We start from the raw sequence: 23,902 nt of genomic DNA on the forward strand, positions 1-23,902 counted from the left end.
ACACGTAGTCCCGAGGCACATCGCTGGCGCGCAAGGCGGGTCGACGGATCCGTCACAGGATCGAGACGATCCCGCCCCTGCCGACACTGTCACAGTGAGAGCAGGCGGAGGAGGCCCGATGATCACCGAGACGACCACCGACGCCGAGCTGGTCCGGCGGGCAGCGGCGGGCAGCGAGGCGGCCTTCCGCACGCTCTACCGCGCCTACGTCCGTCCCGTCTACTGGCTCGCGCACGGCGTCCTCCACGATCCCGCCGAGGCGGAGGAGGTCACGCAGGAGACCTTCGTCGTGGCGTGGAGCAAGCTCGACGGCCTCGACCTGATCGGCGACTCCCTCCTCCCCTGGCTCGTCACGATCTGCCGCTTCCAGGCGGCGAACCGGGTGCGCGCGCTGCGACGCGAGCGCGAGCGCACCGCGCCGACGGAGGAGGAGCCCGCCTCCCCCCACGACCTCGAGCAGCAGGTGGTCACCGCAGCCCTGGCCGAGGCCGTCCTCCGGGCGACCGAGGGCCTCTCCGAGCTCGACCGCGCCGTGTTCCGCCTGTGTGCGACCGAGGGGCGGGGGTACGAGGAGGCCGCGCGCGAGCTCGGCGTCTCCCACGCCACCGTCCGCAACCGCCTGTCCCGCGTCCGCCGGCGCCTGCGCCTGGTGGTCGACGACTTCCGAGGAGCAGAACAGCCGTGACCGAGACTCCCGATCTCCTCCCGCCTCTCGACGAGCACCGCGTCTCCGCGATCGAGGCGCGCGTCTTCCGCTCGCTCACCGCTGCGCGCGCCGCGAGGGCGGCGCGCCGTCGGAGGGCGCTCTCGATCGGGGGCGCCGCCGCGGGCCTCCTCGTGCTCGCCGTCGTGGTCGGTCCTCTCGTGAGCGTGAACGGGTTGTCGGTCGGCTCCTCGGACTCCGCGGCGATCGCACCGGGTTCGGCCGCCGACTCCGGCGCCGATGCCGACGCCGGCGGGTCGGAGTCGTCCGAGGGGTCCGTGCCGGACGGAGCGGGCATCGTCGGCGCCCTCCCCGCCGAGGGCGCCCCGGCGTCGACCACGCGGGAGATCGCGTCGACCGCCGCCGCCACCCTTCGCGTCCCGTCCGTCGCCGATGCGATCGAGGCTCTCTCCGCGAGCGCGGTGGAGCTCGGCGGCTACGTCGAGAGCTCGACCACGTCCGACACCGGCGGATCGACGACGGCCGACGGCTCCGTCAGCGACTCCGGCGGCGACGGGTTCGAGCCCTCCTTCCCCGCACCGCTCCCGTCGGGTGCCGGCTCAGTCACGCTGCGCGTCCCCGCCGATCGACTCTCCGACGCGCGGGAGTCCCTGGCCGAGCTCGGCACCGTCACCGAGTCGACCGTCGAGAGGGAGGACGTCACGCTGCAGGCCGTCGACCTCCGGGCGCGCGCCGCCGCGGCGCAGGCCTCGGTCGATCGCCTCACCGAGCTCGTGGCGCAGGCCGGCGATCTCGCCGACCTGCTGGCGGCCGAGTCCGCTCTCACGCAGCGCCAGGCCGAGCTCGAGTCGACCCGGCAGCAGCTCACCGCACTCGAGAGCCGGGTGTCCCTCGCCTCCCTGAGCGTCACGGTGCTCCCGGAGGAGTCCGCCGCGCCCGCCGACCCGACCGGCTTCCTCGATGGGCTCCTCACCGGCTGGAACGGTCTCGTCGCGGCCGCGAACGCCGCCCTGATCGGCATCGGGTTCCTGCTCCCCTGGCTGCTCGTCGCGGCCGTCGTCACCGCGGTCGTGCTGGCCGTCCGTCGTCGACGGGCACCGCCCGCGCCCGACTCCGACTAGTCTCCAGGGTGGCCTCCGCGCCTGTCGTCCCACCAGAGAGAACCACCGTGAGCCTCCTCCGCACCAAGTCCGTCGAGCAGTCGATCGCCGACACCGACGAGCCCGAGTTCCGACTCAAGAAGTCGCTGTCCGCCCTCGACCTCACGGTCTTCGGCGTCGGCGTCGTGATCGGCGCCGGCATCTTCACTCTCACCGGACGCGCCGCGCACGACATCGCCGGCCCGGCCATCGTCCTGAGCTTCGTGGTCGCCGCCTTCGCGTGCGCCCTCGCGGCCATGTGCTACGCCGAGTTCGCCTCCACGGTCCCCGTCTCCGGCTCCGCCTACACCTTCTCCTACGCCTCCCTCGGCGAGCTGTTCGCCTGGATCATCGGCTGGGACCTCATCCTCGAGCTCTTCCTCGGCGCGAGCGTCGTCGCCCAGGGCTGGAGCGCCTACCTGGGCTCGCTGCTCGGCCAGCTCGGTGTCGTGCTGCCCCCCTCGATCTCCTACGGCGGAGTCGTCGACCTGCCCGCGATCCTCCTGGTGCTCGTGCTCGGCGGCCTCATGACCTTCGGGATCAAGGAGTCGCTCCGCGTCAACCTCGTGCTCGTCGCGGTCAAGCTCTTCATCGTCCTGTTCGTCATCATCGCCGGCATCCAGTTCATCGACTCGGCGAACTACTCGCCCTTCGTCCCGCCGTCGGCGCCCACGGAGTCGGCCTCCGGTCTCGCCCAGCCGCTCCTCCAGTTCCTCTCGGGCATCGAGCCCGCCACCTTCGGCATCGGAGGCATCATCGCCGGCGCCTCCCTCGTCTTCTTCGCCTACATCGGCTTCGACGTCGTCGCGACGACGGCCGAGGAGACGCGGAACCCGCAGCGCGACATGCCCATCGGCATCATCGCCTCGCTCGCGATCTGCACCGTCCTCTACTGCGCGGTCGCCCTCGTCGTCACCGGCATGGTCCCCTACCGCGAGCTCGACCCCTCCGCGGCCCTGGCCAACGCCTTCGCCTACCACGGCCAGACCTGGATGGCGACGGTCATCTCGGCCGGCGCCGTCGCGGGCCTCACCACCGTCGTGCTCACGCTGCTGATCGGAGCGACGCGCATCATCTTCGCGATGTCGCGCGACGGCCTGCTCCCCCAGCGCCTCGCCACCGTGCACCCGCGTCTGCGGACCCCGTGGGTCACCTCCCTCGCCGTGACCGTCGTCGTCGCGCTGCTCGCGGGGCTGACCCCGATCGGCGTCCTGGAGCAGATGGTCAACATCGGCACGCTGTCGGCGTTCGTGCTCGTCTCGGTCGGTGTCATCGTCCTCCGGCGTACGCGCCCCGACCTGAAGCGCGGCTTCCGCGTCCCGCTCAACCCGTGGCTGCCCGGGCTGTCGGCGCTGATCTGCACCTACCTGATGCTCAATCTCTCGATCGAGACCTGGCTGCGGTTCCTGATCTGGCTGGCCATCGGCTTCGCGATCTACTTCGCCTACTCCCGTCGCCACGCGAAGATCGGGAAGTAGGCGCGCACGGAGCCGGGAGTCAGGACACCGCGGTCGGCGACGGCCGCAGCACCTTCTCCATCGCCTTCCCCCTCGCGAGCTCGTCGACGAGCTTGTCGAGGTACCGGATGCGCTGCATCAGCGGGTCCTCGACGTCCTCGACGCGGATCCCGCAGATCACGCCGGTGATGAGCACGGCGTTCGGGTTCAGGTCCGACGCCGCGAAGAAGTCCTCGAACGTCGTCCGCTCGGCGAGGTGCCTCTGCAGCTCGGCCTCGTCGAAGCCGGTCAGCCACCGGATGACCTCGTGGAGCTCCTCGACGGTCCGCCCCTTCTTCTCCACCTTCGCCACGTAGTGCGGATGGACGTCGGCGACCGCCGTGCGGAAGATCCTGCTCATGGCGGAAGGGTAGTCCGGGCGGTCGCCTGCGCGCACGCCCGCTGCCGACGGGGAATGCCCGGCGTCCGCCCGGTCTTGCACCCCGTATGAGAACGATCGTCTACACCTCCATCGGCCCCTCGTCCGTCCTGTCCCTCGTCGACCGCGAGCCCGCCGCTCCGGGCGACGGCGAGGTGCGCGTCCGCGTCGTCGCCTCCGGCGTCAACCCGACCGACTGGAAGGCACGCGCCGACGGCGATCTCGCCTTCGACGAGGTGGTCCCGAACCAGGACGGCGCCGGAGTGGTGGACGCCGTCGGAGCGGGCGTCGCCGACCTCGCCGAGGGCGACCGCGTCTGGTTCTTCCTCGCCGCGCACCAGCGCCCCACGGGCAGCGCGCAGGAGTACACGGTGCTTCCCGCCGACCGCGTCGTCCGCCTCCCCGAGGGCATCGGCTTCGACGTCGCCGCGAGCCTCGGCGTCCCGGCGATGACCGCGCACCGCGCCCTGACCGTGCACGAGGAGGGCCCGGCCAGGCTCTCCCCCGGCGCCCTCGCCGGCCGCACCGTCCTCGTTCAGGGCGGAGCGGGTGCCGTCGGCCACGCCGCGATCCAGCTCGCCGCGTGGGCCGGAGCGACCGTCATCGCCACCGTGAGCAGCGACGCCAAGGCCGCTCTCGCGACCGCGGCCGGCGCCCACCACGTCCTGCAGTACCCCGACGACGCGCTCGCCGACCGCATCCGCGAGATCGCTCCCGACGGCGTCCAGCAGATCGTCGAGGTGGCTCCGGCGCAGAACGCCGCCCTCGACGTCGACGTGCTCGCCAACCACGGCAGCATCGGGTACTACGCGAACAACAACGGCGACGAGTTCACGATCCCGATCGTCCCGAGCTTCGCCAAGAACGCCCGCTGGCAGGGCCTGCTCCTCTACACCGTCGGCGCCGGGCCGCTGAAGGCCGCCGCCGAGGACATCACCGCCGCGCTGATCGACGGAGCGCTCCCCGTCGGCGAGGACGCGGGCCTCCCCCTCACCTGGTTCCCCCTCGAGGAGACCGCCGCCGCCCACGACGCCGTCCAGGCCGGCACCACCGGCAAGATCCTGATCCGCGTCTCCGCCGAGTAGACCGCGAGCAGAACGTCGGCCGGGAGCGGCCGCGGACCGCCCCGCTCGGGCGGCCACCGCTCCCGGCCGACACCGCTCGAACGACGGATGGCCGCTGAGCGCGTACCGACCCCGCCGCGAGCAGATCATCGCCCGAAGCGGCACACGGAACGCCCCCGGAAACAACGAAGCCCTGGTGGAAGAGGCTTCTCACCAGGGCTTGCTGTCGGGCTGACAGGATTTGAACCTGCGACCCCTTGACCCCCAGGTAGACCGTTCAGCCGTTTTCCCCGATTTCCCGGGCGGCTCTGCCGCGTAGGGAGCCTGTTTCCACCTCATGGGATGTATGTTTTGCATGCAACAGGTCCCGGCCAGGTCCCGGCGCTTGGGTGAACTGGCTCATGAGCCCCCCACGCCGGAGAGCACCGCGGGGTCCGTGAGCAAGGACGCCGGGCCGCTTTCGACCTGTACCCACTTGAGTGATGTCTTGCCCGTTTCCCAGAGCATCGCATGGCTAATACCCCTAGTCTTGGTCTTCACCAGACTGCCCGCATCTTTGAGTCGCTTCGCGAACTCGGGCGTCAGCTTGAGGTACATCACCGACTGCTCCACGACACTGGAGGCGGTCCAAAGGCCAGCGGCACCCGTCTTCCCGACGGTGCGGAACTGGCCCTGGTCGAACTCACGCGACCTTGTGACGAGACCAACGTGATCTAGGAATCGTTCGATGGCTGAGCGATCGTCAATCACAACCACGTCGTCGTCTTCGACCAGTTCGATTCCTACCACTCCCTGCTCCTTCGTACTCTGTGAAAAACAGATCGCGCGTGTCGACATCCGCCACACCGGCAGGCTTCAAGAAGACTCAAGTGCGCCAGAGACGCAATACGGCAAGCCCGTCCTGGCGGACACGCACGCTTTCGCAGCGTGGAGTGTCGGTGCGCTCGGGCAGACTGAGGCACATCCATCGTGTGGGATGGCGACTCGAGCAACAGAGGAGGTGATCGCGTTGGAGGACGTTGCCCGCGCAAGCCCGATTGAGTTGATCGAGTACCTACATGCGAACCTTGACGCTCACTTCACCGCATTGGCTGTGCGCCGCGCCAATCTTGAGCTACCAGCGCCTGTCTTCGCACTCGAACACGGCCTGAGCGTCAACGACCGCAAGCTCTTGACCAGAGCAGTAGGCGACGCGCATCGACTGGGCTTGATGCCGGCCGCGAGCCGAAACTCCTGGCTCCCGTTCGTGGTGCATGCCGCCGAGGTTGGTTATATCTACGACGGAGTCGAGTACTGGCCGATCTACGCCTCGAAGACTCTCCGCTGGGCCGACAGCGACTACGAGCGAGATCGCGTCCGCAACTGGTTCGTCAAGTTCTCGCAGCAGTATGGAGGTGCTATCCCGCAGGGTGCTTGGGCGCGAACCTTCAGCAAGATTGCCTGGCCGATCACCCATGCAGTCCTCCCCCGGTATCTCCAGGTGCAACTCGCGAGGATGCTGTCCGACTACCGAGCGAGCTGGCCGAGTTTGCTCGACGACCCCTCGGCCCTGGGCACTCGGTTGCATGCATGGTCTCGGTACTACGGCGACCGCCTCGAGAAGTTCTGCCAAAACACGGAGATCGTTGGCCGCCTTGCGGTAGCCCTGCTCATCACTGACGAACACACAGATTCACCGTTGATTGAGTCGACTGCCCTCGCACGCATTGTCGAGAGCCTCAATTCGGAGCGCCAGTCGCGGCGGTGGCTCTTAGAAGCTCGGCGCTCCGCCAGCAGCATCCGCACCCACAACTTCAGACCTCCGGACGCCCAGGAAGACCTGACGCGTCTTCGACCCCGGCGTCCGGCTACAACTGACCCGCCGCTTCAATTGCGCGAAGACGCCGGCGGCCTCTGGCGAGCATTCGCGATCCTGCCGGATCTCAGACCCCTGCAGCATGCCATGCCTCGCCTGTACGAGGCGCTACGCAATTCACGTGCGGTCGTTGCGGGCGCCCGTCAGGAGATCCCCACCAGTGGACTCCTATACGCCACGTCACCGATCGAACTCACCCGTTGGCCTGCACCGCCCCAGCCATTCCTGCAACTGCGACGCGCATCGGACGAGGTCAACCTCCTGCTCGCTGAGCAATGCCGGATCACCCAGGGGCCATGGTGGGTCTTTCGCCAGAAGCCAGGAGCACCCGCGGGCGAAGTAAAGGGCAAGTTCGTTCGGCCCGGAGCCACCTACTGTATCCTCGGCGACCAAGCACTATCCCCGCCGGCGCTTGATTGGTGCGTCAAGGTGGACATCGCCCTTGAGGGCATGAGTGCCTATGTCCTGAGCGTGCCCGCCACGCTCAGTGAGGCGGACGCTGCGGCGCTGGTCGAAGCTGGCATCTCGCTAGTTTCCGACATCCGAGTGCGCCCAGTCGGGGTTGTGGCGGGCCGCTGGGATGGCGACGGCATCGCCGAGTGGCTGTCAGGCGAATCGGTGCTGATTGCAATCCATGCCGAACACTCGCCCAAAAAGGTCGGCCTGCACATCAACGGAGATCCCTACCTACTCGACTGGCCGGAGGGCGAGTCCGAGCTGTTCCTCTCGCTTGGGGAGTTGGCCGCGGGGACACACGAGATCGTTGTGTCAGTTGACCCGAACGGCGAGAACCCCAAGACCGAGGGGTCCCTGCTTGCGATCATCCGTGATCCGGATGTGCACAGCGAAGCCGGCCTCGCAGGCGAAGGTATTCGACTACGCAGCTTCCCCGCGCAGCCGAGTCTTCCTGAACTCTGGGATGGTCGAGCGCTCCTAGAGATCGATGGGCCGAGTGACGCGGGCGCCGAACTCGCGCTCACCCTTCGCGGTGGCGGCGGCGCCCAGTTGGCAATCCACCGCCAGAATCTCCGGCTCCCGGTCACGGGCAGTGACTGGCAACGTCTCGTTGTTCGGCTGCGCGAGCAGCCCCAGATTGCTCGTCACTACGACGCAGCAGACACGGCCGAGCTGGCCGTCAGCAAGGCGGGCGTGGGGTTCGCCACGCTCCGATGTGAGCGCGGCTTTCAGGGGCTGCGATGGGTTATCTCAAGGCGGCATCGCGACAACGGCTACATTGCGCGTCTCATCGACCGCACCGATGGCGACCCAGTCGACGTCGTCTTCTATCCAGTCGAACGCCCTCTCAGCGGCCAGCCGCAGCCGGCCGACCAGGATTTCTCAGGCCCGCCACGCGGCGGCTTACTCGTTGCCAGCAACGATCAGGATCGAGCCCTGCAGATCATTCCCCCCGACGCGACCCAACTGATTGCCGCCGGTGACGCAACGCCATCGATCCCTACCACGCAGAAGTCTCTGGTCGAATGCACGAGACTCATGAAGGGTCACCAGTTGTGGAAGAACGCGCAGCTCCCTGCCCATCCGTTCGGAGTACGCGAGCGTCGTCGGGTCCTCGACGCGATCACTGGAGCGCTTGTGGGATTGCTCACGCCTGGCAAATGGGTGAGCCTTGAGGGCCAAATTGCGACGCGGGCGGCGGCGGATGTCGACCTCGACCGAGCCCAGACACTCGTTGGCGAGAGGCCTGTGCACCGCGCCGCCGCGCAGGCGATCGCGAACCACCTGTGGGAGTGGGACACCCGCGCGCTTCTTATCGAAGGGTTCAGCGAGGCAGCGGGGGCGCTCATCTCGTCGTCGGGCATGCCGAACAAACTCAAGGGCGCCCGGTTCCTCCTCCAACTCGCCAGTTCCCCGAGCGAGCTTCTCGAGTGGGAAACGGGCGAACGCAATGAGTACCTCCGCGCGGTCATGACTGACCCCGTGCTCGTGCGCGCGGCACGATTCGCCGTGCTCGGTACCGTCGAAGAAGTCGCAGGAGGCGTCGGATGAGCATGCAGCGACTGACTCAGACGGACCTCGAGGCAACGGCGGTCAAGTTGCTCGGTCTCGACCACGAAGCGATCGGGTTGCTCTCGATAGAGGGATTGTGCACGTCCATCCGCCGTGCAGCGTCGTTGCTGTGTCCCGCGACGCCGCGTCAACTCGTCGACGCGGTGCTCGAAGTGCTACGTCCGCTCTCACCGGACCTGAAGCGCGACCTAGTCGCCGAAGCACTCGATCTTGTCGTCAGCGTTGGCGATCTTCTCGAACTGCGATCAGTGGAATCAGGTGTGCGCCAGCTCTACCTCGCCCCACCCTCGTATGTGACAGTTCGACCAAGCCGGCACCTGCTGCTCGGCGTCAGGCCAAACGCAAGTCCGATTGTCGACGAGTCCATCGTCGGAGCCCCGGTGGAGTACGAAGCCCACACGCGGTTCCTGATGCTCGAGACGGACAACGCCGCGGCTTCGTTGGTGGCCGCCGGGCTTCATCGTCTGACCACCGAGCAATGGGCACGCGTCCCTCGCGAAGAGCCTGCTTCATCGCTCATTGAGCGAACTGCCCGCCTGCTTGGCCAGCACCAGATGCCCGGCGAGATACAGGGGCTTGAGATCATCGATCCAACGACACAGGTGCAGTACTACGTCGGTCGCTGGCGGGAACTCACCTCTCACGATGAAGGCATGCTCGTTGGCCGACGCCCGCAGGCATATGGCGCACCGGTGTGGTGTGTCCTTTATGTCGCGGGCGGGATTCCGCGCGCTGTTCTCGACTTCCCGGTCGACTCCTCAGTTATGCCGGGGTGGGACGAGGCCCGCCATCTCCAAGCGGCCATCGATCATCATCGAGGCCAACCACAGGTCTTCAGGATCCGCTCGGCCGGACTGCCCGACGGCAGTCGACTGCTCGACCTCTTCGCTCCGCTACCCTCATGGGCAGAGCGATACATCACGCTTGTCGGAATTCCGATGAGCCGATCAAAGGGTGCGCTCCTCACGTATCGGGTTCCGCTCGATGCTGAGGATTCACTCACGGGGCTTCTCTCGAAATCGCTGTGGATGACGAGAATCAAGGAAGTGCAGGGACGATGACAGGACGATCACTCACGATTGCTCAGACGGCGGACGAAATCAGGAACGCCCTCCGCGAGTACATCGAAGCGACATATCACGTCGGCCATCCGTCATTGATCCGTCAGCGGCGGGTGCTCCTCGATCAGCACGGCAACACCTTCCAAACCCCGTTCCTTGAGAGCACCCCCCGCTACACCCCGGGCAGGCAGTTCGCCGACCTCACGCTCGACAAGGCAGTACTGGATTTACTAGCTCGACTGACGTCGACGGAGCACAACCACGCGCCGCTGCTTTTCGATCCTCCGTACACACACCAGGCGTCCGCGCTCGAGGCTGCGGCGTCCGGGAGGAGTCTCGTGGTCACGACCGGTACCGGCTCCGGCAAGACAGAGACCTTCTTGCTCCCGATGCTGGCGAAGCTTGCCAAGGAAGCCGCCAATCGGCCGAAGTCGTTCGCGGCGCCCGGAGTCCGCGCCCTCGTGCTCTATCCCATGAACGCGCTCGTAAACGACCAGCTTGGCCGCCTTCGACTGCTTCTCGGCGATGGGCGGGTGACGAGCCAGTTCACAACGTGGGCTGATCGACCCGCACGCTTCGCGCGCTACACGAGTAGAACCCTGTATCCCGGTGTGCGAACTGCTGCGAAAGACAGAACCAGACTCAAGTCGCTGGAGAAGTACTACATCGCTCTCCTCGACGAAGCAGCGAAGCCGGCTTCGCCCAGGCAGAAGCGCGCAGCGCAGCTCGTCGGCGAGCTGAAGGCGCGCGGCAAGTGGCCGGCGAAGCCGGACTTGAAGGCTTGGTACGGGTCGAGTGGACAACATTGGGTGGACTCGAAGACCGGTGCCTTCCAGCGCGCGGTCATGCTCCCGGGCGACGCCGAGCTCCTCACGCGCCACGAGGTGCTGGCCTGGCCGCCCGATGTGCTCATTACCAACTATTCAATGCTCGAGTACATGCTGATGCGGCCCCTCGAGCGTCCCATCTTCGATGCGACGCGGCAGTGGCTACGGGACAACCCGGAGGAGAAGTTCCTCCTAATCGTCGATGAGGCACACCTTTACCGCGGCGCGGCAGGCGCCGAGGTTGCGCTCCTGATGCGACGTCTGCGAGCGAGGCTCGATATCCCCGCCGATCGCCTTCAGGTCATCGCCACCAGTGCGAGCTTCTCGGGAGCCGAGAAGGCCCAGGCGTTCGCCGCGCAGCTGACCGGCAAGGACGTGAGCGACTTTGACGCGGTCACCGGCACGCTCGACCTGCGGAACTCAGCGGAACCTGGGTCGCTTGAAGATGCTGAAGTGCTGGCCTCAGTTCCCATGGACGCCTACTACAACGCGGAGACGGACGAGGCGCGAACGCAGGCGCTGGCTCCGCTGCTGAAGTACCGGGAAGTCGCTCACGACGCCGAAACCTCTTCAAGCGCCCTCCTGTTCCGCGCACTGAATGGATACGCCCCACTCAGCCTTCTGATCAACAAGACGATGAAGCAGGCGCTGCCTGTCCACACGCTGGGCGCGCACGCGTTCCCGGGAATCGACCCAACGCAGGCGGAGCGCGCCGCCTCCACTTTGATCGCGCTCGCGAGCGCCGCTCGCCTTAAGTCTGACGATGCGGGGCTGCTCCCGTGCCGCGTGCACGCCTTCTTCCGGGGCCTTCCTGGCATCTGGGTGTGCCTCGATGAGGACTGCTCTGTGGACCGCGGCGGAATCCCGAAGGGGCCCGTCGGTGCGATGTATGGCCAGCCCCGAAGCACCTGCGACTGCGGTGCGCGTGTCTTTGCGTTATTCACTTGTCGCGAATGCGGCGCTACGTATGCACGGGCGTACACGGACGACGTCGCCAATCCTTCGTTCTTGTGGCAGGAGCCTGGCAGTGCCTTCCAGACAGCGTCGGGGCCTATCGCAGCGCTCGAACCGATCGATCTGCTTCTTGAAGAGCCGTCCGACGATGTCGGCAACGCCGTCCTCAAGGAACTCGACCTCGTTACCGGTCGCCTCAACCCGCACGATCTCGGTGATCGCTGGCGCAGGGTCTGGGTGCGACTCCAGCAAGACGACGGGCACCAACCAGATGCCGACCCTGCGGGCGGGCAGAAGCAACCCGGAGAGTTCAACCCATGTGGCGTGTGCGGCGACCACGCACTGTTTGGTCGCACCAGCGTTCAAGACCATCAAACCAAGGGTGACGAGCCCTTCCGAGCACTCGTGAGTCGTCAGATCGAGGTGCAGCCTCCCGGGCCGAAGCCAGCCGACGACTTCGCTCCGCTCCGAGGCCGCAAGGTGCTCGCCTTCTCCGACTCGCGACAGGTTGCCGCTCGCCTTGCACCAAATGTCCAGGAGTACTCACTCCGCGACGCCGTGCGGCCGATTATCCTCAAGGGCTGGAGCGAGCTATCGAAGCACCCTGTCGCGCCGACCATAAGCCTTGAGGATCTCTACCTGGTCGCGATGGTGGGGGCGAAGCTGCTGGGGGTTCGCCTCCGCCCTGAGCTCACAGGTACGGAGAACTTCGAGGCCTTCACGCAGGTCTCGGAGTCGCTCGAGCGCGGCGCTCTGAGCGATCCTGCGGAGTTCATGCAGTTGTACGCCATCAAGGATCCGCCACCGCAGTCGCTTCTGCGAAGCCTGGTCCCCGCGCTCACGAGCCGCTACTACGGATTCACGTCGCTCGGCCTTGCCTCCCTCCGCGAGCGGGGCAATCTGAAGAACTCCGTGCTCGCCGAACTGGTCGACATTCCTGGTGTCGCGACGACCGAGGATGAGAAGCTCGCGCTGGTCCGGATGTGGCTGTCGCTCTGGATTCGCCCCGGTATCTGGTTCTCCGCGATGAGTGCGGATTGGAAGGGCACCAAGGTGCAGGCCGTGAGCGGTAAGTTCACGAAGTTGACGACCTGGCTCGGCACGCGTGAGGCTCGGCGCATCTTCGATGCCGAGTGGCTGCCCGTGCTGCAGAGCAAGTTCTGTCAAAAGGTCGGCGACAAGTATCAGCTCGCCGCCCGCACGGTCGCGCTCGACCTCGATACCGTCTGGGGCTACTGCGAGCGGTGCCGCTCCACCCAGCGCCACTTCCCCGGCCGGATCACCTGCATCTCCTGCGGCGCCGACAAGGTGAGGTCACTCGATGCAGAGACGGACGAAGTCTTCCAAGCTCGCAAGGGCTACTACCGCGCAAGTTCGCGCCGCGCCCTTGCGATGCCACCTGGCGAGGTCATGAGCGTCGTTGCAGCTGAGCACACCGCCCAGCTGAACTCTTCTCAGAGCGACGACGTGTTCTCGAAGGCAGAGATGTACGAGCTTCTGTTCCAGGACGTGAACATCGTGGTGCCCGCACCAGGAGAGCAACCAGAAGTCGCGATCGACCTCCTGTCTTGCACGACCACGATGGAGGTCGGCATCGATATCGGGTCGCTGAGCGGGGTCGCACTGCGCAACATGCCTCCATCACGAGCCAACTATCAGCAGCGTGCCGGTCGGGCGGGGCGCCGCGGCAACGCGGTGGCAACGGTGATTGCGTTCGGTAGCGCCGACACGCACGACGACCACTACTTCCGTGAGCCAGCCGAGATGGTGAGCGGAGAAGTCGCCGACCCCGTCCTTACTATCGACAACGTGGAGATCGCCAAGCGGCACATCACCGCCTTTCTGCTGCAGCGATATCATCAAGACCGAGTCCCGCACATCGACCCGACCACGATGCCCGCCAACCTCTTCGAAGTGCTTGGCTCGGTTGGCGACTTCCTGTCGAGTTCAGCGACGCTCAACCGGACAGATTTCGAGAGTTGGCTCGTGAGCAACGCAGCCACGCTTCGCGCCGAAGTCGACGACTGGCTTCCAAGCGAGATCAGCGGTGACCATCGAGACGAAGTACTGGCCAGCCTGGTCACCACAACGCTTCACGGCATCGATGATGCGCTCGACATCCGAACCGCGCCGACAATCGCCGAGCCGGCACCCGACCAGACTCCCCCAGCCGATGACAAAACTTCGGACGAGGGCACAGGAGCGGCAGGAGCAGACTCAGCGGATGAAGCTGATGTTGCTGAGGACAGTGGCGAGGAGCTGAGCTCCCAGCGCGCGCGAGACAAGCTTCTCGATCGTCTGCTCTATAAGGGCGTGCTCCCGCGCTACGCCTTCCCGACCGACGTCGTCAGCTTCCACGTATTCGACGAGGATCGGTCTACCCCATACCGTCCAGCATTCCAGTACGCGCCAAGTCAGGGCCTTACCGTCGCCCTGAGTCAGTACGCGCCCGGCAAAGTCGTTTGGGTCGATAAGCGCGAGTGGACATCTGGCGCCCTCTACTCCCCGATGCGCAAGGAGCTCTCAGAGGCCTGGAACGATCGTCGCATCTACTTCGAGTGCCAGGACTGCCACTACGCGATCCACACCCCGTGGGAGCAGGCGGATCGTGGGCGCACGGACGTCTGCCCTGCCTGCATGGGCGACCGCTTCGGTCCCGGCATGAATTGGCTTCGTCCGCCAGGATTCGCGCATCGAATTGGCCAACCGCCTGGCACGAGCCCTGACGACGCACCAGCCGTGAGCTACGCGACCCGCGCCAAACTCATCGCCGACGGCCCCGGGAATGCCCAACTCTGGGAGCAGGTGAACGATCGCATTCAACTCAACTTCGATCACCAGAAGCTTCTGGTGTCCAACACCGGCCCGAACAACGAGGGCTACACTTTTTGCACATGGTGCGGCCTCATTGAACCGACCGCGATGCCAACACCACTGCTCGCGGGAACGCATGCCAAGCCGTTCCCTGACAAGGATCCGATGTGTCCAGGCGGTCGAGCCTCCCGAGGTCTGGTGCTCGGCACGGACTTCTTCTCGGATGTCTTGCTGATCCGACTGACGGTCTCCGACCCGGTGACACTCCGACCGTCATATCTGTCCTCTCAAGTCGCACTGCGTACCGCCGCGGAGGCAATCACCATTGCGGCGGCGAAGCACCTCCAGATCGAGGCCAGCGAACTGCAAGCGGAGTTCCGGCCGGCACTCACCCAATGGGGCGGGCACGGACGTGAAGCCGAAATCTACCTCTACGACACCCTGTCCGGCGGCGCTGGCTTCACTCAGCAGGTGAGCCAGCTGGGACGGAAGATCTTCGAGCTCGCACTTGAGCGACTAGTCGAGTGCCCGGCTGAGTGCGAAGAATCCTGCTACAGGTGCCTTCGGAGCTTCCGCAACCGATTCGAGCACACCCAACTCGACCGCCATGTCGGCGCCAGTCTGCTGCGCTACCTGCTCGAAGGCACGCTCCCCGAGCTTTCGCCCGCACGTGTCGACCGCTCCGTACAGCGTCTTTTCGAGGACCTCGATCGGTCCGGCGCGGATGACGTTCATTTCGAACGCGACGCCCAGATCCACGTCACCGGCATCGGTCAAGTGGTCGTTCCCATCCTTGCGACCAAGTCGAGCGGGGAGCGAGCGCTGATCGGTGTCCATGGCCCCCTGACACCCAAAGTGGCTCCCACGCCCGAACTGCATCGCGTGGCCGAGGAGACTTCCGAACGCGTCAAGTTCGTCGACGACCTGATCATCGCGCGCAGTCTCCCGAACGCATCTCGTGAGGTGCTGGAATTCCTGAAGTGACTACGCCGAACAGCCCCCTACAAAAACAGGTATCGAAGGAACGGCAGGTGGGGGGCGCCGGCACTTCTGTGCCGTTTCCTGCGTGATCAATGCGCGTTTGCGGCCAACTTCGGCCAGTCGCCATCCTCGGAAGGAAGCTGTACTCGAGCGCCGTGCGTTACGGGACGAGTCAGACGGTGTCGAACCATGGCGTCGCGAATCTCTGGCCGCTCGGCCCGCCGCAGCGCCCAACGGTCCAGCCACCATTCTGCGATTCGCTGATCGCCGTCAGGAAGGAAGGGACTAAGGAGGTACTCAGGATCGTCATCGATCCCGAGCGAGTAGTCCCGGAGGTTTCGCACTAGAGGCACGCCATAAAGAATCCGCTGACGTCCGTGCTTCAGAAGTTCGTTCGACGGCCAGCCAAGCGCGGCAAAACCGAGACGTACTTTGCGGAGCCGCGGGCTCACGCCCTCACCGAACAGGCTGTTCACACGTACGGACGAATCGCGCAGCGATGAAAGACGAAGCAGAGCTTCGACCGTCTCGTCTGTGAAGTGCGACGTGCCGAACGACCGCGACCGTCCCAGCTCATGGAAGCCCATGCGCGTGCCCTCGTCACCACCGACGACGTCGGCTGACCAGAACAGCCGGTTGTACTGGCTCGACCCCGTTCCGTACAGCGATGTGGTGCTGATAAGAGAGAGGCGGGCCTCGCGCACGATGGGTCGGCCCGCCATGGCGGATGCGATCTCACTTGGCCGGTTGTACTTCTCTTTGTATGCGGCCAACACGGTCTGTGATACTGCGAGCGCCCCGACGAGCTTGCCCGCCGTGAGTCCGTTGTAGGGGGCGACCGCACCGCATACGGTGAGGTCCGCGATGACGGTTCCGACCCGTTCGCCGCGAGCGCGGCGGATCAGCCGGCGGAGTTGCGCGTAGGCTCTGCGATCCGCCAATGCCGCGACAAGCCCCTCGGCGGACGGGTGAGGGCGAAGGTACGAGCCCAGTGCCATGTGAATGTCGAGCGCTTCAGCCAGGGCCGCCGACCGCTTGCTCCGAAAGAGGTCTGTCTCGGCGCGAGCGACCCAAGCGTCGCGCTGGATGTTGCGGACTTCGCGAATCGTCGTCGACCGATGATGACGCTGCCGATATCGTTCCGCGTCCGCCTTGAGGCGCGCGACGAGTTCCTGAGTTGGCTTCACGATGTCCGTGGGCTGCAGCACGCCGCCACGGAGTAGGTCCTCGACATAGATTGCGTCGATTTGGGATGCGATCCGCCGGCTTACCCAAATCGCAAGCTCGTCGGTGGGCTCGTTCTGGATCGAGTGGAGGAACTCGTCTGTCTCCCAGCCCATCCAACTGTCGCGTTCGGCAATCTGGACGACAGGGCTCGAGATGGCGGCGAGTCCGATCACGGAGTGATGAGGGGTGGCCGCGTCGCGAACGAGGATCGGCATCGAGCGACCTGGCACCGTCGCGTAGGCGTTCGACCACGTATGGCGAAAGTACCGCCATATATCGTGAAGTCTGAAACCAGTCAAGCTACAGATGGAGTCGTCAACCACCTGCACGTAAGGCCGAATCGCGCTGCGCCCTGTTGGGTCGCGGTCAAGTGCGTCCACAAGGTCTCGCCCATCGCGCATCAGATCGAAAATCGAGACCAGTGAATCGCGGAACTCGTGCGGTTTCTCCATGCCTTGCACGAAGCGTCGCACGCTTGGTCGCTGGAGTTGTTCGTCGCGCCTGAGATGCTCTTGGGCGCGGATGCGCGACTTCTCGGCGTCACGGTCTCCATGGGCAGCAGGCGGCGAAAAAAGCGGGCCAAGTCGGTCCACCTGGACAGCCCATCCCTGGTCTACTAGATCAATCGCAGTGTGTGCGGCGGCCGCGAGAGCCGGCTGAGCGTATGTGTCTCCTAGTCCTGCGCGCTCCAGCCACTGAGCATGCGTCGATCCCGGCGCGGGTGACTCGGCGAGCAGGCGACAGAGCCGGAGATACTTCGCCCGCTCGGCGCGACTGGACCCGGCAGGAAGGCTGAGCGGCAGATACTTCGACTCGGTCATACTTTCTGCAGCATTCGTCCGTAGGTCGAACTCCATCGAGCCAGAAGTTGATCTGTTCCGTTGCCACTGTCGAGGCTTGCTCGCGCGAGGGAGAGAAGAAGCAGTTCCACAGCAGTGCGGAGTTGGACACCGGCTCCTTCGGACAGCCCCTGCAGGGGTGCATAGAGCGCAGGGAACGCCGGGTGGTCGACGTTGAGTTGCACTTCGAGAGTGCTGTCGTTGAGAGAAGTCGCGAACAGCAAATCGGGAGTGAGTTGAGTGGTGCTGATCCGGTATGAAAGTGGGCCTCTTGCGTGCCCACGGCCGCCTCCCATTAGGGGGAGGTCCGGATCGGCCGTCGCAGCCACTCGACAGGAAATTTCGGCGGCGGCCTGGAACTTCACATCCTCGAACGATTGCCGAACTCGGGCGTTGAGCATGCGCGCGATCGACTCGAGTTCGGGTTCGAGCGCTTCGCGTAGTTCTGCGGAGGGACGGATGCCTTGCTTATTGATGGTGATTCCAAAATGGTCGTCAAGTGCCGGCTCAAACTCGATCTCGCAGCGCCACCAGTCATCATAGTTCTCTCGGCGCTTACCTCCCATGAGGTGCCAGCCGTGGGCGATCTCTCTTCCGGCGCGAAGTACCGAGATCCCGCCCCCACCAACGATTCCGATCCGCCGCTTCGTCATTTTGTCGAGATCGTGCCAGCGATGCACCGGAAGACTCGCGAACCGGACGTGCACCCAGCCCAAACCGCCATCAGGTGTTCGAAGCTCGTACGCAAGTGGCGCGAAGGCAAGGGTTGCCGCCTCACCCTCAATGGACGTAGACATCATCATCGGATCGTCGGGCTCGAGCAGCCGGTCGTTGAGTGAAACCTTCAATCCATCGGACAGGAATCTCCGGTACATCCGCCCGAGTTCGCGGCGAAGCGAACGCTCCAGCCATCCAAGGCGCTGATACTCGATACGATCACAGATCCGCCACGTCACCCGACAGCCGGACGGCGTCGACGGAGGCGCCGCGACCCTTGCCCTCAGTGCGGGAGGGTCTCCAGCGACGATCGCATCAACATCGAGAGCAACAACTAGGGCGGGGGCGCCGTCTTGCCACGCTGCGACCTCGACGTGGCGCGCCTGACTGAGGGATGCTGCAGGTAAGCCCATTCCGAAGCGGCCAAAAGACTCTCGTCGATCGAAGCGAGAGGAGCCGCCGAACTTAAGACACAGTTCGAGCTCTCGTCGGTCCATTCCGACGCCGTTGTCGAGCACCTCGATCACAGGATGCACCGCGTCTTCCGGTCGCGCGATCGTGAGGTCGATATCGCTTGCCCCTGCTTGGATTGAGTTGTCGATGAGTTCCGCAAGAGCCGTCGCGAGATTGACGTAGCCGGATTCGCGCACGGCGCGGATGAAATTGGAAGATACGACAAGTTCTTCCGTCCGCCGGACGGGGTTGATCCTACTGCTCATCGAAGCCCTCTCACTGAGAATCGGGGTACCTCTAGAGTAGCTGGGCGAAGCTGCCGTAGCGAGCGGGCCGCGGTACCGATTCTCATTGACTGAAGTTGACCTGCCCACCGAATCCGCGGGACGGTAGAACTTGGTTGAATGCGCCCGGTTCGGGCGGAGAAGGGATCGGACCGTGTCGATGAGATGGGCGCCGTCGACCTTCAGATCGCTGCGACGGCTGCAAGTTTCGGAGTGACAGAGGGCCCGGGTGCGCCTCCTCGACGACGCACTCCCTCCGCTCCGCCGATGTCATGCGTACTTAAGCGCCAGCCAATCCCGTCAGGGGAACTGCGGATGTCGACTCAATCCCATTCCCGGGTTCGACCGGCTCGTCCGGAGACGTATGCGGCTGTAGGCCCGCAAGGCGAAGGCTACGGAGGTTCGTCAGCTGGAATGATTACGCGCGGAACCGTCAGAAACTTCGAACTACGCAGACTGGACCCGTGCAGCTTCCGGCCCTCGCGGCTTTGCGCGTTCGACCCCGCTCCCGGCCGCCGGTCCAGGCCACGCGAGATGCCGTGCTCGCCCGCGCTGCGAGACGAGCGGATGGCCGCTGAGTGAGTCCGCCGGCCGGAGTCGGCTACCCCGCCGCTGTCGGGTCGGCGAAACGATTCCGGACACAACGAAGCCCTGGTGGAAGAGGCTTCTCACCAGGGCTTGCTGTCGGGCTGACAGGATTTGAACCTGCGACCCCTTGACCCCCAGTCAAGTGCGCTACCAAGCTGCGCCACAGCCCGTGGCAGACCGAGCACGTGGCCCGGGCAACTCGACTATCTTAGCGGGTCGCGACGCCGGAAGTGAAAACGAGCCGGGCCCGCGCCTGCGTAGAATCGCTGAGCGCCTGCGCCCCGGAACCACCGGGTGCCGGACGGGCGGCACGGGAGGCGGCATGGACGCGCGGCAGAGGCGATCGCAGGAGTCGCTGCACAGGGCGATCATCGAGCTCGCCACCGAGCGCGCCGTGTCGGGTCTGACCGTGTCGGACATCACCGACCGCGCCGGAGTGAACCGCTCGACCTTCTACGCGCACGCGGCGTCCGCCGCCGAACTGCTGACGGCGGCGCTCCTGACCGATCTCGAGCGCATCCGCGTCGCGTACGTGACCAGGCTGGGCGACGGCGATCCGGCGGGCGCATCGAACCGCGAGGCGACGCTCCGCATCCTCGACCACCTCGAGCGGCACCGCGACCTCTACCTCGGCGCCTTCGACGACGTCGGAGGGGACTCGGGTATCCGCGTCATGCTGGCCGCCCAGTTCCGCCGATCCGTCAGCGAGGCCGTCGAGAGCGGTGCAGTGACGGTTCCGCACGAGAGCCGCCTCCCCGGCGGCGCGGCGTCCTACATCTCGGCCGGCTCGGCCGCGCTGATGGAGGAGTGGCTGCGCCTGCCCGCTCCTCGCGACCCGGAACTCTATCTCGACGCCTTCGCCCAGGTCCTGCCGGCCTGGTGGCCGCTCACCGCGGACGCGCCCGAGACCGCGGACGCCTGAGGACTCGACTCACCCGAAACGCCTCCGGCCCGCCGGATCCGAGGATCCCGGCGGGCCGGAGGTGAGGGAGCCGGGGTCAGCGCGCCCGCTTCTCGCGCACGCGCATGTTGACGTTCACCGGCGATCCCTGGAAACCGTAGATCTCGCGCAGTCGGCGCTGGATGTAGCGGCGGTAGCCGGGGTCGAGGAATCCGGTCGTGAACAGCACGAATGTCGGCGGCCGCGAGGACGCCTGCGTGCCGAACAGCACGCGGGGCTGCTTGCCTCCGCGCAGCGGGTGCGGATGCGCCGCCGTGAGCTCGGCGAGGAACGCGTTGAACTTGCCGGTCGGGATGCGCGTGTCCCACGACTCGAGCGCCAGCTCCAGCGCGGGGACCAGCTTCTCGAGGTGGCGGCCGGTGCGCGCCGAGATGTTGACGCGGGGAGCCCAGGCGACGTGCGCCAGGTCCTTCTCGATCTCGCGCTCGAGGTAGCGGCGGCGCTCGTCGTCGAGCAGGTCCCACTTGTTGAAGGCGAGGACCAGAGCGCGACCGGACTCGAGCACGAGGTCGATGATGCGGACGTCCTGCTCCGAGATCGGCTCGGAGACGTCGATCACGACGACCGCGACCTCCGCCTTCTCGAGCGCGGTCGAGGTGCGCAGCGACGCGTAGAAGTCGGCGCCCTGCTGGAGGTGCACGCGACGGCGGATGCCGGCGGTGTCGACGAAGCGCCACACCTTGCCGGCGATCTCGACCTGCTCGTCGACCGGGTCGCGGGTGGTGCCGGCGAGCTCGTTGACGACGACCCGCTCCTCCCCCGCGGCCTTGTTCAGGAGGCTCGACTTGCCGACGTTGGGCCGGCCGAGGATCGCGACGCGGCGCGGCCCGCCGACCTCGCGCTTGGCGACGGCGGACTCGAGCGGCAGGGTCTTCAGGACCGTGTCGAGCAGGTCCGCGACGCCGCGGCCGTGGACGGCCGAGACGGGGTACGGCTCGCCGAGCCCGAGCGACCACAGCGTGGCGGCGTTGGGCTCCTGGCGGGCGTCGTCGACCTTGTTGGCCGCGAGGAACACCGGCTTCTTCGTCTTGCGGAGCAGCTTCACGACGTGCTCGTCGGTCGCGGTCGCTCCCACGTTCGCGTCGACCACGAAGATCACGGCGTCGGCGAGGTCGATCGCGATCTCGGCCTGCGCGGCGACGGAGGCGTCGATGCCGCGGGCGTCGGGCTCCCAGCCGCCGGTGTCGACGATCGTGAAGGCGCGATCGATCCACTCGGCGCGGTAGGAGACGCGGTCGCGGGTCACTCCGGGGGTGTCCTCCACGACGGCCTCGCGGCGCCCCAGGATCCGGTTGACGAGCGCCGACTTGCCGACGTTCGGCCGGCCGACGATCGCGACCACCGGCAGAGCCGGCAGATAGCGGACCTCGTCCGAGTCCTCGCCTGAGTACTCGAGGAGGGTGAGGTCCTCGTCGTCGAGGTCGTAGTCCTCGAGTCCGCTCCGGAGCGCGTTCGCGCGCGAGGAGACGAGCTGCTCGTCGAGGTCGCCGAGGCGCTCGACGAGGTCGTCGTCTCCGAAGTTCAGCTCGTCGTCACCGACGCGCGTGTCCTGTGCCATGATCGGCCCTTGCTCTCGAGGTATTGACCTCGGCGATGACCGCGTCGACGGTCTGCTCGAAGTCGAGATGAGTGGAGTCGAGAAGAGTGACTCCTTCTGCGGCGTTGAGGAAATCGACCACCTGGGAGTCGGCGCGGTCCCTCGACCGCAGTGCCTGACCCGTCGCTTGCGCGGATTCCGTGGTGACTTCGCGCGAACGCCTCGCCATTCTAGCCTCTTCGCTCGCCGTGAGCAGGATCCGGACCGCCGCCGTCGGCGCGACGACCGTGGTGATGTCGCGTCCCTCGACGATGATGCCCGCCTTGCGGGTCTCGCCGATGATCCGCCGGAAGAGCAGAGTGACCCGTCGGCGCACCTCCGGCACCTTCGCCACAGCCGACACCCGGGCCGTGACGCGGGGCTCGCGGATCGCCGCGGTCACCTCGGTCCGGCCGACCCAGACGGAGTAGGACTCGGGGTCGGTGCCGATGGAGTAGTCGAAGCCGTCGAGGGCGTCGACGATCGCGTCCTCGTCGTCGAAGTCGAGCCCGACCTCGAGCGCGTGCCAGGCGAGGGCCCGGTAGGCCGCGCCCGTGTCGAGGAACTCGAAGTCGAGGCGGCGGGCCGCCTCGCGCGAGACGCTCGACTTGCCGCTCCCGGCGGGGCCGTCGACGGCGACCACGACCGCGTCGCCGAAGTCGGCGGACTCGTCGGCGCGCGCACCGCGGGTCGACGACGGAGCGGCTCCGCCCTCCTCCGGCATGCTCTGCTGGGCTCTGCGGGCGGGCGTCATCCTGTTCAGGCCGCCCTCCTGCCTGTTCTGCTCCGTGCTCATCCGGCGATCCTCCAGCCGCGTGCGGTCAGTTCCTCGGTCAGGGGCCCGACCGCCTCGGGCACCACCGAGATCTCGGCGAGGCCCACGCGGCGCCCCTCCGCGTGCTCGAGGCGCACGTCCTCCATGTTGACGCCGGCCTCGCCGATCTCGACGAGGAGACGGCCCAGGGTTCCGGGCACGTCGTCGATCAGGACGATGAGGGTCGCGAAGCGCTGGTCCTGGCCGTGCTTGCCGGGCAGGCGGGCGACCCCCGCGTTGCCGGCGGCGAAGTGCTCGGCCAGCAGGCGTCGCGCTCCGGGAGCGTCCAGGTCGCGCAGGGCGTCGGCGAACGCGGCGACGTCGTCCCGGAAGGCGTCGAGCACCTCGACCACGTTCCCGCGGTTGGCCGCCAGGATCTGCACCCAGAGCTCCGGAGCCGACGACGCGAGCCTGGTGACATCCCGCACCCCCTGCCCGGCGAGGCGGAGCGACGCGTTCGGCGCGTCGAGCAGCCGCGCACCGAGGAGCGAGGAGACGACCTGGGGCACGTGCGAGACGAGGCCGACCGACAGGTCGTGCTCCTCCGGACCCATCTCGACGATCGCGGCACCGAGATCGAGCGCGAGGGCCTCGACGCGGGCCAGTGCCTCCGCGGTCGTCTCGCCGTCGCGGCAGATCACCCACGGGCGTCCGACGAAGAGGTCGCCCCGCGCGGCGACGGGGCCGCCGCGCTCGCGGCCGGCCATCGGGTGCGAGCCGATGTAGCGCGTGAGGTCGATGCCGCGCGCGCGGAGGTCGCGCAGCGGCTCGGTCTTGACGCTCGCGACGTCCGTGACGACGGCGTCGGGGTGCGCGGCGAGCTCCCGCTCGACGACCCCCGCCACCACGTCCGGCGGCACGCAGACGACGACCAGTGCGGGGCGGTCCTCGGCGGAGGCGGCACGTCCCGCTCCGTAGTCGATGGCGAGCGAGAGGCTGGCCGGGGACGCGTCGTCGAGCACGACGTCGACCCCGCGCGAGGCGAGGCCGAGGCCGATGCTCGCACCGAGCAGTCCGGAGCCGACCACCCGCACCGTCCCCGTCGTCCGCATCGCGGGCGGGGCGGGGTGCAGGAGCTCGTTCACCCCGACAGCCTACCGATCCGGTCGTCGCTGCTTGTCCGGGCCGGAGCGCCGACCGGCCGCGGGACGTCGATCCGCGCTCGGGGAGGAGCGTCGGTC

Annotated in this window: 15 protein-coding genes and 1 tRNA gene; 8 read left to right on the plus strand and 8 right to left on the minus strand. The window is 66.7% G+C overall.

Going from position 1 to position 23,902, the window contains the following annotated elements; all coding sequences use genetic code 11:
- Positions 1–118 precede the first annotated feature (118 nt).
- Genes ASF46_RS10115 through ASF46_RS10125 form a run of 3 tightly spaced genes read left to right on the plus strand, consistent with a single transcriptional unit; the run spans position 119 to position 3,281 of the window.
- A complete protein-coding gene (locus ASF46_RS10115) occupies positions 119–685 on the plus strand; it encodes an RNA polymerase sigma factor (protein WP_056867344.1) in 567 nt (188 codons plus the stop codon).
- Entirely contained in the window at positions 682–1,785 is a 1,104-nt protein-coding gene (locus ASF46_RS10120) for a DUF4349 domain-containing protein (RefSeq protein WP_056867345.1), read from the plus strand. The genes ASF46_RS10115 and ASF46_RS10120 overlap by 4 nt, the downstream gene beginning before the upstream one ends.
- 47 nt (positions 1,786–1,832) lie before the next feature.
- On the plus strand, positions 1,833–3,281 hold the full coding sequence (locus ASF46_RS10125; RefSeq protein ID WP_056867346.1) for an amino acid permease: 1,449 nt from the start codon (positions 1,833–1,835) through the stop codon (positions 3,279–3,281).
- Between the two features lie 19 nt (positions 3,282–3,300).
- On the opposite strand, the gene ASF46_RS10130 is transcribed toward ASF46_RS10125, so the two are convergent.
- Complete coding sequence (locus tag ASF46_RS10130) at positions 3,301–3,660, minus strand: DUF2200 domain-containing protein (RefSeq protein ID WP_056867347.1); 360 nt, start codon at positions 3,658–3,660, stop codon at positions 3,301–3,303.
- An 86-nt stretch (positions 3,661–3,746) separates the two neighbouring features.
- On the opposite strand from ASF46_RS10130, the gene ASF46_RS10135 reads away from it, so the two are divergent.
- A complete protein-coding gene (locus ASF46_RS10135) occupies positions 3,747–4,763 on the plus strand; it encodes an NADPH:quinone reductase (RefSeq protein WP_056867348.1) in 1,017 nt (338 codons plus the stop codon).
- 378 nt (positions 4,764–5,141) lie between these two features.
- Here the strand turns inward: ASF46_RS10135 and ASF46_RS10140 are convergent, their stop codons facing one another.
- Positions 5,142–5,531 carry a hypothetical protein gene (locus ASF46_RS10140; RefSeq protein WP_056867349.1) on the minus strand — a complete coding sequence of 130 codons (390 nt, stop codon included), beginning with the start codon at positions 5,529–5,531 and terminating at the stop codon, positions 5,142–5,144.
- Positions 5,532–5,742: 211 nt separating this feature from the next.
- Between ASF46_RS10140 and ASF46_RS10145 the strand changes: the two genes are divergently transcribed.
- From ASF46_RS10145 to ASF46_RS10155, 3 genes are read left to right on the plus strand one after another with little or no spacing between them, the layout of a single operon-like run.
- Positions 5,743–8,604, plus strand: coding sequence for a hypothetical protein (locus tag ASF46_RS10145; RefSeq protein WP_056867350.1), 2,862 nt, complete (start codon positions 5,743–5,745; stop codon positions 8,602–8,604).
- Positions 8,601–9,686, plus strand: coding sequence for a hypothetical protein (locus ASF46_RS10150; protein WP_056867351.1), 1,086 nt, complete (start codon positions 8,601–8,603; stop codon positions 9,684–9,686). Before ASF46_RS10145 ends, ASF46_RS10150 begins: the two co-directional genes overlap by 4 nt.
- On the plus strand, positions 9,683–15,265 hold the full coding sequence (locus ASF46_RS10155; RefSeq protein WP_056867352.1) for a DEAD/DEAH box helicase: 5,583 nt from the start codon (positions 9,683–9,685) through the stop codon (positions 15,263–15,265). The genes ASF46_RS10150 and ASF46_RS10155 overlap by 4 nt, the downstream gene beginning before the upstream one ends.
- Positions 15,266–15,351: 86 nt before the next feature.
- On the opposite strand, the gene ASF46_RS10160 is transcribed toward ASF46_RS10155, so the two are convergent.
- The 3 genes from ASF46_RS10160 to ASF46_RS10165 all read right to left on the minus strand — a co-directional run bounded on the left by ASF46_RS10160 (position 15,352) and on the right by ASF46_RS10165 (position 19,540).
- Positions 15,352–17,310: a Druantia anti-phage system protein DruA gene (locus ASF46_RS10160; RefSeq protein WP_056867353.1), complete on the minus strand. Its 1,959-nt coding sequence runs from the start codon at positions 17,308–17,310 to the stop codon at positions 15,352–15,354.
- The gene (locus tag ASF46_RS18800; RefSeq protein ID WP_082485346.1) at positions 17,307–18,764 is read right to left on the minus strand and encodes an ATP-binding protein; all 1,458 of its coding nucleotides are present in this window, start codon (positions 18,762–18,764) and stop codon (positions 17,307–17,309) included. Before ASF46_RS18800 ends, ASF46_RS10160 begins: the two co-directional genes overlap by 4 nt.
- 702 nt (positions 18,765–19,466) lie before the next feature.
- Positions 19,467–19,540 (minus strand) — tRNA-Pro (locus tag ASF46_RS10165).
- A gap of 152 nt (positions 19,541–19,692) precedes the next feature.
- Here ASF46_RS10165 and ASF46_RS10170 point away from each other — a divergent pair.
- Entirely contained in the window at positions 19,693–20,292 is a 600-nt protein-coding gene (locus ASF46_RS10170; RefSeq protein WP_056867354.1) for a TetR/AcrR family transcriptional regulator, read from the plus strand.
- Positions 20,293–20,368: 76 nt separating this feature from the next.
- Here ASF46_RS10170 and der read toward each other — a convergent pair whose 3' ends face one another.
- The 3 genes from der to ASF46_RS10185 are packed head-to-tail and all read right to left on the minus strand — an operon-like array spanning position 20,369 to position 23,773.
- Positions 20,369–21,889 carry a ribosome biogenesis GTPase Der gene (gene der, locus ASF46_RS10175; protein ID WP_056867355.1) on the minus strand — a complete coding sequence of 507 codons (1,521 nt, stop codon included), beginning with the start codon at positions 21,887–21,889 and terminating at the stop codon, positions 20,369–20,371.
- Positions 21,864–22,703, minus strand: coding sequence for a (d)CMP kinase (cmk, locus tag ASF46_RS10180; RefSeq protein ID WP_235576896.1), 840 nt, complete (start codon positions 22,701–22,703; stop codon positions 21,864–21,866). Before cmk ends, der begins: the two co-directional genes overlap by 26 nt.
- On the minus strand, positions 22,700–23,773 hold the full coding sequence (locus ASF46_RS10185; RefSeq protein WP_055794995.1) for a prephenate dehydrogenase: 1,074 nt from the start codon (positions 23,771–23,773) through the stop codon (positions 22,700–22,702). Before ASF46_RS10185 ends, cmk begins: the two co-directional genes overlap by 4 nt.
- Positions 23,774–23,902 lie beyond the last annotated feature (129 nt).

The organism is Rathayibacter sp. Leaf296 (assembly GCF_001423045.1).
Classification (GTDB): domain Bacteria; phylum Actinomycetota; class Actinomycetes; order Actinomycetales; family Microbacteriaceae; genus Rathayibacter; species Rathayibacter caricis.